This is a genomic window from Rodentibacter mrazii, from assembly GCF_001998825.1.
Classification (GTDB): domain Bacteria; phylum Pseudomonadota; class Gammaproteobacteria; order Enterobacterales; family Pasteurellaceae; genus Rodentibacter; species Rodentibacter mrazii.
On sequence record NZ_MLHG01000054.1, the window covers coordinates 1 to 7,285 of the forward strand.

General features: G+C 39.3%; 11 protein-coding genes. All 11 read left to right on the forward strand.

Translation table 11 applies throughout. The features are described from left to right. Positions 1 to 523: hypothetical protein (locus BKK47_RS12460; protein WP_158074759.1), on the forward strand; the 523-nt coding region annotated here is incomplete at its 5' end. Between the two features lie 232 nt (positions 524 to 755). Next, a complete protein-coding gene (locus BKK47_RS08725; protein ID WP_077494474.1) occupies positions 756 to 1,766 on the forward strand; it encodes a phage major capsid protein, P2 family in 1,011 nt (336 codons plus the stop codon). Then, the gene (locus BKK47_RS08730) at positions 1,756 to 2,016 is read left to right on the forward strand and encodes a hypothetical protein (protein ID WP_077494475.1); all 261 of its coding nucleotides are present in this window, start codon (positions 1,756 to 1,758) and stop codon (positions 2,014 to 2,016) included. The genes BKK47_RS08725 and BKK47_RS08730 overlap by 11 nt, the downstream gene beginning before the upstream one ends. Positions 2,017 to 2,062: 46 nt before the next feature. Further along, positions 2,063 to 2,278, forward strand: coding sequence for a helix-turn-helix transcriptional regulator (locus BKK47_RS08735; RefSeq protein WP_077462863.1), 216 nt, complete (start codon positions 2,063 to 2,065; stop codon positions 2,276 to 2,278). Next, positions 2,259 to 2,489, forward strand: coding sequence for a transposase (locus BKK47_RS08740; protein ID WP_077462864.1), 231 nt, complete (start codon positions 2,259 to 2,261; stop codon positions 2,487 to 2,489). Before BKK47_RS08735 ends, BKK47_RS08740 begins: the two co-directional genes overlap by 20 nt. Before the next feature lie 59 nt (positions 2,490 to 2,548). Beyond that, on the forward strand, positions 2,549 to 3,379 hold the full coding sequence (locus tag BKK47_RS08745; RefSeq protein ID WP_077494476.1) for a host cell division inhibitor Icd-like protein: 831 nt from the start codon (positions 2,549 to 2,551) through the stop codon (positions 3,377 to 3,379). Next, complete coding sequence (locus tag BKK47_RS08750) at positions 3,366 to 3,554, forward strand: hypothetical protein (protein WP_077474097.1); 189 nt, start codon at positions 3,366 to 3,368, stop codon at positions 3,552 to 3,554. The genes BKK47_RS08745 and BKK47_RS08750 overlap by 14 nt, the downstream gene beginning before the upstream one ends. Before the next feature lie 8 nt (positions 3,555 to 3,562). Then, on the forward strand, positions 3,563 to 3,838 hold the full coding sequence (locus BKK47_RS08755; RefSeq protein ID WP_077494477.1) for a hypothetical protein: 276 nt from the start codon (positions 3,563 to 3,565) through the stop codon (positions 3,836 to 3,838). Between the two features lie 8 nt (positions 3,839 to 3,846). After that, entirely contained in the window at positions 3,847 to 6,057 is a 2,211-nt protein-coding gene (locus tag BKK47_RS08760) for a DUF927 domain-containing protein (protein WP_077494478.1), read from the forward strand. A 543-nt stretch (positions 6,058 to 6,600) separates the two neighbouring features. Then, positions 6,601 to 6,855 (forward strand): type II toxin-antitoxin system Phd/YefM family antitoxin, encoded by a 255-nt coding sequence (locus BKK47_RS08765; RefSeq protein ID WP_077494479.1) that lies wholly within the window; start codon positions 6,601 to 6,603, stop codon positions 6,853 to 6,855. After that, on the forward strand, positions 6,845 to 7,138 hold the full coding sequence (locus tag BKK47_RS08770; protein WP_077494480.1) for a type II toxin-antitoxin system RelE family toxin: 294 nt from the start codon (positions 6,845 to 6,847) through the stop codon (positions 7,136 to 7,138). The genes BKK47_RS08765 and BKK47_RS08770 overlap by 11 nt, the downstream gene beginning before the upstream one ends. The last annotated feature ends 147 nt before the right edge of the window (positions 7,139 to 7,285 follow it).

Sequence of the window (7,285 nt, forward strand, 5' to 3'; positions counted from 1 at the left end):
ATCCTTAGATAAAGAGAGTTATTTTAATAATATAAGAAAATCAATTTATCTTTCTAAAACTGGATTGGCGAGACTTATTTGTGAAACGATAGAAATAAACAAAGAACTTTTATTTGATTCCGATATTAGCATAGATCCTGATTATGATAAAATTTTTATTAATTACTTAAATGAAATTTATTTATCAAAAGTAGAAATTGATATTTTAAATAAAGACTTTGGATTATTTACAGATGTAAACACTAAGAAACCGGATGAAAAATTAAATAATGGCTCAAACGATGAAATGTACCAAAGTATTATTAACGCCTTAGTTTTTATGCATCATCCTAAATTTCAGAAAGTAAACCGGAAAGATTTTTTTATCACAGATAAAAACCGCCCTTCATTTAACGCCATATCCGAAGCAATTAGCGATATTTTGGAAGAAATGGAAAGCAAGATGGGCTATTCCGGGAAAGTGAGGAAAGCCAAAACTATCGCCCCATTTTTGGAAAAATTCCTAGAGAGAAGCCCATATTAAGAGCGACCAGCCCCAGACATGGGGCTTTTTTATGCTTATTTTTTCCCAAACTCCCCAAAATTTTTCTAAAAAACGCCAAATTTTTCCAAAAACAGCCAAATTTTTCTAATTTTCGCACCGACTTTTTTTATCTGCCTAAAATCCTCAACGCAATCGAAAATAAACAAAGGTGAACGTTGATGAAGATTGCGGAGTATATAAACACACTTTACTTTTTAAAGAGGAAAACAACATGACAACATCCCCACTAAAACAATATGCCAGCCAATTGGCGGCAAAATATCAAGATAAATTGGATGAAAGAAAAGACGTTTTATTATCCATTTCACTCAATGACAAAGCGCAGCAAGAGCTGATGAAAGATTTTAAAAGCCGTTCCGATTTTCTCAATTCGATTAACTGGATAACAGTGAAAAATCAAAAAGATAAAAAAATCTTTGGGGCATTAAAAGGCACAACAACGGGGCGCAAACAAGATGGGCGTAATCGTTCTATTGTGGAATATGGCGACATTTATCAACTCCAAGAAATCGACAGCGGTGTGCAAATTGATTGGCGTTTAATTGATGAACTTGAAGTGATTCAAGATAACTTTTCGGAAAATTTCACACGCTTGACGGAACAGCAATTTATTTTAGATATGCTGCAAATGGACTGGCACGGTGAAAGCGAGGCGACAAACACACAAGCCGAAGATCTATCCGATGTGGTGAAAGGTTGGCTCGCCCAACTGAAAGATCAAAACCCGGCAAATGTGATTAGCGGCGGAAAAAGTGCGGGCAAAATTACCTTATTTTCTGAACAAGCCGATTATAAAAATTTAGACGAATTGGCGACCGCACTCCGCAATAAATTTCCGACCCAATATCAAGAACGCAATGATCTTGTTTTATTTGTGGGGGCGGATTTAGTGGCGAAAGCGAATGCCAATATTCAAGGGGCGTTTAATTATTCAGAAAATAACGGTATCAACAATCTTTATCTATCAAATTATTTTGGCGGTATGCCGGCAATTATTCCGCCGCAATTCCCACGAAAATGCGCCGTAGTTACCACGTTAAAAAATCTAAGCATTTATACACAAAAAGGCAGTTGTCACCGCTCAATTTATAATAATGAAGAGACAATGGATTATATCAGCGCTTATTTAAGACAAGAATGTTATATCGTGGAAAATCTTAATTTAATGGCGGCGATAGAATACAAAAACGTAATATTGGGAGATGAAGAAAATGGAAAGTAAAGAAATGATAAAAAGTAGAGATGTTGCATTATCTTTACTAGAAAAATTTAAAAAATTACCGGTTCATCAACAACACAAATTTATAGATGAAATTCGGAATGAATTAAATCAGGAAAGAATTTTAAAATATAGTGCTATTTTTCCGGATTATGGGAGATTAACAGGAAATGAAAAGATGATGTTTTATTTTGCATTAGGTTTACATGTGCAAGAAGAAAAGAAACAGACAGAAAATTTTATTGCCGTTTAATAAATAAAAGTGCGGTTAATTCCGCACTTAAATAAAAGGAAAGAATATGACATTAAAAGCCTTATTAACTATTCAAGAGTTAGAAGAAATGGGGATCGCCTCTCGCACAAAAATTTATTATTTAGTGAAACGGGGCGATTTTCCCAAACCGCTTAAATATGACAGAACTAACCGATGGGCGCGTGAAGATGTGCAAGCCTGGTTAGATAAACAAAATCCCAACCATACAAAAGGCGACGAAGATGGCAGGCTTGCGGCTTGATTGCCCGGAATGTGGAAAAGCGTTGAAAATCCGGAGTTCCACACGCCCTAGCGCAGTTGTGACGGTTGCTCACGTTTATTGCGAATCATGCGAATTGAAAGGCATTGTTCGCGCCGGATTTGAACAAGGGCAATTTGCGCAATTTTCGCCCGTAGCTCAAACACACCGATGGGCGCAAGATAACAAAGCGGAAACCTCAAACAAAAAATAAGGGCTTACCCCGAAAGATAAGCCCGTTCCCTATAACGACAATTTAAAGCGAATAATTCAATGAACTATTTAAACGACAATCTACCGTTTAATGCGGTAGGGCGCAACTTTTTTACGCCCCAAAACAGAAAATTTTTACAAAGCGGCTTGACAGTTAAAACGAAATTAAACTATATTAAATCCGCTTTAGCAAAATCTAAAGCCGGTCACTGCAAGATCGTTTTATTATTACAGGCGAACAGCACGCCAAATCGTGCTTTTTTTGTTCGTAGCGTTTACGCACCTATTCAATATAGCCTATTTTCTGATAGTCTATTCTCAATGGTAGCGCATAATGGGAAAGGTTCCGCCCTTTGCCGTTTTCCTGTAATAACGGTTTTGCAGCCCGTTATGTGCTACCGCCCAAGCCTGCAAACTTTAGCGGTAGTTCCTCAAAATTTATTACAGGAAGCCGCAGAAATGATCTACAAATTTCTATGCGTGAATCGCACGCACTCGCACTTTAATTTGTGCGTTCAAACTATTCAAGCCAACAACGAAACCAATGCGCGCCTAAGCTTGAGTGCCGATTTTCAATGCCTTTCACTTATCGCCAAAATCAACCCGAAATTTGACCGCACTTTTGCGCAAGGGGGATTTATGCCTAATCTTTCCCTTTCTTTTATTGATGAAATCCAAGCGGAAGTTTCACGCCTTGAAACCTTAGGCTCGTGCTTAGAAATGGCTGGTGCTGTCGATTATTTGAAAGAGGTAAACGAATTGCGCGGCTTTATGTTGAATATTGCGCACTTTCAACAGTTACAGATCGACCGAATTCAAGGGAAATTAGATCAATGTTTTCCCAAATCCCAACCTACTTTACCGAAAGGAGCGAGCCATGATCACGCATAGAATCACTTTACCAAATGGCACGCTGATTGAAATTTTTAGCGATGAAGAGGGAATCGCCCTATGGCAGAAAGCCGAGCGATTAGTACAACAAGCGCAATTTATCAAAGCCAAAGCACAACGCCGCAAGAAAAAACAGCGCACCCAACAAAAACAAGCAAGACGGCAACAACGCTAGGGGGAAATATGGAAAAGAAACCAACCACAGATTTTTTATTAAAGGAATTGGAAAGCCTGAAAGCCCGAGTGCAAACCATAGAAGCGCAGCAATTAAACGCCGATAAAATATGGACACCACACGACATAGCCGACTATGCGGGCTGTTCTTATTGTTATGTGATTCAAACCTTAATTAAATTGCCGGGCTTTCCGGCAACGTTAGGCGATCCACGACCACGCCGCCCGAAAAAATACCGCGCCGGCGATGTGATTGCGTTTTTTAAACATAGAAATCAAGGTTAGGGGGAATTATGGCATATAAAAAACAACCGCCAAAAGTACCGCACTTTGACGAACAAGGGCGCGTAGCCTATGAGCATATTTACGCTTTGATCGGTGATAAAGCGTGGAAAGCATGGGGATTTGGGAAAGAGAAAGGAAACAGGCTAGAATGGGGCTTATTGCGTGATAAATTAGGCTTAGGTGATGATTATAAGCCGCTTATTTTAGATGCTGAAAAATTGGCGAATGCAAGCAATTATCAGATTTTAAAAGAAGAGGTTCATGCGGTGACGTTTTGCCATTTTGGTGAAGTCAGCCAAGCACAAGAAACCGCCTTACTTTTAGCCATAGCCAAACATTCCAAGGCTGAAAAAGTCTTTTTTGCCGATAACCTAGGCGAGAATAAGCAGGATTTAAGCGGCTATGTTTTACGCCTAAGGGAAGATGAAGAGGCACGCAATACGGCTGAAATCGTGATAGAAACGGAAGAACAAGGCAACGCCCCACGCAAAACACCTTATGTTGAATATCGAGAAAATGGCAAGATTAAAGGATTACATTATATAACGCCCAAAGTGGATAGAGACACCGGCGAGATCATTCAAGAAAAAGAAACGTGGATTTGCGACAATTTAGCGTTAGTGGGTGAAGGTAAAACTGCAAGTGGTGAATATTATTATTTGTTCCAATGGCAAAACCGAGATGAAAACACCCCTCGCACAGTTGCGATCGCACGTGAAGACTTTGGCACGGATGCCGGCTGGAAGATGTTGAAGGCGCAAGGCTTGAAGATGACACAGGGATCGGGCTTAACTCAAAAGCTCACCGAGCATTTTCACTTTAACGGCAACCATTCGACACAATGGACGATCACCAATGTTACAGGCTGGCTCAATGGGGCGTATTTATTGCCAAACGGGGAAATTATTGGCACACCTAAAAAACCGATTTATTTTACCGATAAAACCGGTTCAAGTTTAGGCTATATCACCGCCGGCACGCTTGGCGATTGGCAACGGGAAATCGCGCAGAATGTAAAAGGCAATGTTTCAATGATGTTGGGCGTGGCGGTTGCACTTACGGCCCCTATGCTTTCACTTTTAGGGCGGGAATCCTTTGGGGTTCACCTTTTCGCCGAAAGTTCAAAAGGGAAAAGCACGACATTAAATATCGCCAACAGCATTTACGGCAACCCCGACAAAATCAAATTAAGCTGGAGTACTACGGCAACAGGCGTTAAGAATGAAGCCGCCGCACGCAATGACGGCTTTATTACTCTTGATGAAATTGGGCAAGCCAAAGACGGGAAAAACCTTGAAAATATCGCTTATGACCTGTTCAACGAGACGGACAAAATACGTGGCGAGAAAGAGGGCGGAAACCGACAAATAAAACGCTGGAAAGTGACTGCACTTTCAACCGGTGAAAAAGATTTAGAAACGCAATTAAGGCTACAAGGGGCAAAAGTACACGCCGGGCAATTAGTGCGGCTTTTGAACGTTCCTTTGGAAGAAGCGAATAATTTACACCATTTCCCGAATAATAAAGCCCACGCCGACCATTTAAACGAAAAAGTGCAAGAATGTTTTGGCGTGATTGGGCGTGAATGGATTGCTTTTCTCGCCAAGAATACGGACAACATCAAAACCGCCTATAAAGCAATCCGGCAAAAATGGTTAGATTTATCTAGCAATATGAGCGGACAAGTTCAACGGGTAGCCGGTGATCGTTTTGCGGTGCTTGAGACCGCTTTATGCTTAGCCAAGGATTTAACCCAATGGACGGAAGAAGAAAGCGCGCAAGCCATTTTGAAAAACTTTCTTAACTGGAAAGAAGAATTTGGCGAAAACAGCCGAGAGGAAACCAGCATTATTGATAGCGTGGTGAATTGGCTTTTAGTCAATGAATCTTGTTTTATTGAGTATCCGCACGACCCAAACGCAAGAACGCCGCAGAAAATAGCTGGGGTGAGAGTATTATCGGATAATGTGAAAGAATCTAAATTTGTAGAACATTATTTTGTGATCCCTTCCGTTTTTTATGAGGCAATGAGTATTTACCCTAAAAACATGCTAAAAAGCGTGCTGTTCAATGCCGGCATATTGAAAAGACCACAAGCAGAAGAGGCAGGCTATGAATTTATGTTCAAAGTACCCAAAAAGATGATGGGAAAACAATTTAGAGCATTTAAGATTATGCCGTTTTCAGATGAGCCGGAAATCGAAGAGGAAAACGACTAAATAACCAAAAGAGCAAGGCGCACACCTTGCTTTTTTATGCCGTAAAAAAGATTTTTTATGGGTTAAATTTATTTTTTATAGGAAAAATAGGAATAAATCATAATGAACATTTATAAATCAATATCTTATAAAAATAAACTATTCCTATTCTATGGTTTATTATTCCTATTTTATTGCCTTTTGTTCCTATTTTTTCCCTTTTCATTCCTATTTTGAAAAAATGACTTTCTTCCGTTCCTAAAAAATTCCTATTCTGTTCCTATTTTGAAAACTAAAAATAGGAACACTTTTCAGCACTTAAGCATTTGATAAATAAAATAAAAAAATTTTCGTTCCTAAAATTCCTATGTTTCCTATGAAAAAAACATACTCACAGGAAAAAATTATTTTTATGATGGCCACAACCCAAAACGACAGAAAAATAAGCATACTTTATCAAGCGAAACGCAAGCCCATCCAATCATTTCTATATCCAATAAACACTTTAAAAAAACTTTTTAGAGTGCTATTATTAAACTAAAACTATTGAATAAGGAGCAAATCATGGCAATACACCAAATTTTGACACAGCAGGTGGCAAGCATTACCGATTTAAAACGCGACCCGATGGGCATTGCACAGGCAAGCGAACGGGGCGCAGTCGCTATTTTGAACCGTAATCAACCGGCTTTTTATTGTGTTACGCCCGCACTTTTTGAATATTTTCAAGAATTGGCAGAAGATGCAGAGTTAGGCAGAATTGCACAAGAACGCATGAAAGACGGTGAATTTATCGCGGTGAATCTTGATGACTTATAGTCTAAAATTCCACGAAAAAGCCTTAAAAGAATGGCAGAAACTAGGCGAGCCGGTAAAAAGCCAATTTAAGAAGAAATTGTACGAACGCTTAGAAAATCCGCACGTTCAAGCTGACAGATTAAGCGGTTTTTCGACCGCACTTTATAAAATCAAACTACGATCGGCGGGTTATCGACTTGTTTATAAAGTGCAAGATAATGAGATCACCGTTTTTGTGTTATCCGTAGGCAAGCGAGACCGCCTACAAGCCTATGAAAATGCACGTAATAGACAACCTCAATAAACCCTTTTCAAGAGCGCATAAATAAAGGGCGAAAATATCGCCCTTTTTCTTTGCCTGATATTAAACGAGATTTAATGATATTACTTGATTATTGCTTTTCCCTCATTTAGATTGAATCAGGATTTTAGATCCCTGTTTAGATCCCTC

Bases quoted from the DNA above. Each gene is read 5' to 3' on its own strand.
- BKK47_RS08745 (WP_077494476.1), top strand. From the start codon at position 2,549: ATGAACTATTTAAACGACAATCTACCGTTTAATGCGGTAGGGCGCAAC.
- BKK47_RS08750 (WP_077474097.1), top strand. From the start codon at position 3,366: ATGATCACGCATAGAATCACTTTACCAAATGGCACGCTGATTGAAATT.
- BKK47_RS08730 (WP_077494475.1), top strand. From the start codon at position 1,756: ATGGAAAGTAAAGAAATGATAAAAAGTAGAGATGTTGCATTATCTTTA.
- BKK47_RS08755 (WP_077494477.1), top strand. From the start codon at position 3,563: ATGGAAAAGAAACCAACCACAGATTTTTTATTAAAGGAATTGGAAAGC.
- BKK47_RS08735 (WP_077462863.1), top strand. From the start codon at position 2,063: ATGACATTAAAAGCCTTATTAACTATTCAAGAGTTAGAAGAAATGGGG.
- BKK47_RS08765 (WP_077494479.1), top strand. From the start codon at position 6,601: ATGGCAATACACCAAATTTTGACACAGCAGGTGGCAAGCATTACCGAT.
- BKK47_RS08760 (WP_077494478.1), top strand. From the start codon at position 3,847: ATGGCATATAAAAAACAACCGCCAAAAGTACCGCACTTTGACGAACAA.
- BKK47_RS08770 (WP_077494480.1), top strand. From the start codon at position 6,845: ATGACTTATAGTCTAAAATTCCACGAAAAAGCCTTAAAAGAATGGCAG.
- BKK47_RS08725 (WP_077494474.1), top strand. From the start codon at position 756: ATGACAACATCCCCACTAAAACAATATGCCAGCCAATTGGCGGCAAAA.
- BKK47_RS08740 (WP_077462864.1), top strand. From the start codon at position 2,259: ATGGCAGGCTTGCGGCTTGATTGCCCGGAATGTGGAAAAGCGTTGAAA.